Origin of the sequence: Rummeliibacillus sp. POC4, from assembly GCF_003576525.1 — a bacterium.
Taxonomy (GTDB): Bacteria; Bacillota; Bacilli; order Bacillales_A; family Planococcaceae; genus Rummeliibacillus.
In genome coordinates this window covers 1-1,407 of record NZ_QWUA01000150.1, presented here as the reverse complement: position 1 = coordinate 1,407, position 1,407 = coordinate 1, and the positions used below count along the sequence as shown (strand labels likewise).

Annotated in this window: 1 protein-coding gene; it reads right to left on the bottom strand. The window is 37.8% G+C overall.

Annotation, left to right across the window (positions count from 1 at the left end; all coding sequences use genetic code 11):
• Window positions 1-197 precede the first annotated feature (197 nt).
• Window positions 198-1,333, bottom strand: a protein-coding gene (locus D1606_RS18440) for an IS3 family transposase (protein ID WP_119417448.1) whose coding sequence is annotated in 2 segments (ribosomal slippage) — window positions 198-1,108 and window positions 1,108-1,333 — 1,137 coding nt in all. Because the reading frame shifts where the segments join, the coding sequence is not laid out codon by codon here.
• Between the last annotated feature and the right edge of the window lie 74 nt (window positions 1,334-1,407).

Below are 1,407 nucleotides of genomic sequence, written 5' to 3'. Positions count from 1 at the left end.
GGATCTACGTCAAGTTTTTGGACACACAAAAGTTTATTTTTTTGTTCTGCGCAACCTCCATTTTTGAGTGTTCCACATCCCAAGTAGCCCGTCAAAGTGAAAAGAGCCTTTGACCGCCTACTTGGGATGTGAAGCGAATAATTCATGGAAGTTGCACCCCAAAAATATGGGGAGGGGTTAATCGGTTGCCTTTGTTCTTACGCTGAAAGTCGGCATATCTTCTCGAATTCATCTGGAGTGAGGTAACCAATTCCACTATGAATTCGTTTTCGATTATACCAACCTTCAATATATTGAAATAATGCGATTCTTGCATTTTCAAAGGTTGAATATCGTTTTCTATAAACCTCTTCTTTTTTGAGTGTTGCGTGAAAAGATTCAATACAAGCATTGTCATATGGGCATCCTTTACGACTGAATGAAGGAATCATTTCATATTTTTTTAACTGTTCTTGAAAGGCTTCACTTGTATATTGTGTGCCTAAATCGGTGTGTACAATCACTCCAGGTCCAGGATTTTGCGCTTGTACTGCGTTTTCCATTGCTTCTAATACGATGTCAACGGTCATTTTACGTGCGAACTTATAGCCAATAATTTTCTTTGTGTGAAGATCCAGTACCGATGCTAAATAACACCAACCATCACGAAGTGTGTTGATATACGTGATATCAGCTACCCATTTTTCGTTGATTGTAGTGGTTGAAAAGTCTTGCTTCATGATGTTTTCACGTGCTTTTACTGGCTGATGTGTCGGTGTTGGTCGATACTTTTTTACGATGTAAGAACGAATACCTGCCTCTTTCATAATTCGTTGGATACGATTTATACTTCCTTGATAGTCCTCTTTTTTTAGGACTTCGAAGATTTTAGGTGCGCCATAACACCCATCACTTTCTTGATGGATCGAACGAATACGCTTCAGTAGTTCTTTGTTTTTGACATGATAGCTATTCGGTTTCTTATGAAAAGATTGGTAATACGTACTTTTAGGCATCTTTAAAACACGACACATCAACTGTACTGGCTGATGTTCGCTTTCAGCTTTTATGTGGTCAATCAGAACTTGGTCGTCTATTTTCGAGCGAATATGGTCATAGCCTTTTTTAGGATTTCAACCTCCTGTTTTAAGCGAAGATTTTCCTTTTGGATTTCAGAAACTTCCGCTGCCGTTAAATCTTCTTTTCCTTCAATGGGAGAATAAAGTTTAATCCATTTATAAATAGTGACTTCAGAAACACCATATTCACTCGCTAAATTATTCACCGCTTGACCAGAGCGATAAAGTTCGACTACTGTTTGTTTAAATTCGTGGTTGTATCGTTTTTGTTTCATATTCGGACACGTCCTCTCGTTTGTTCTATCATATTAATTTAACTAGAGTGTGTCCATACATCTATACTACATTC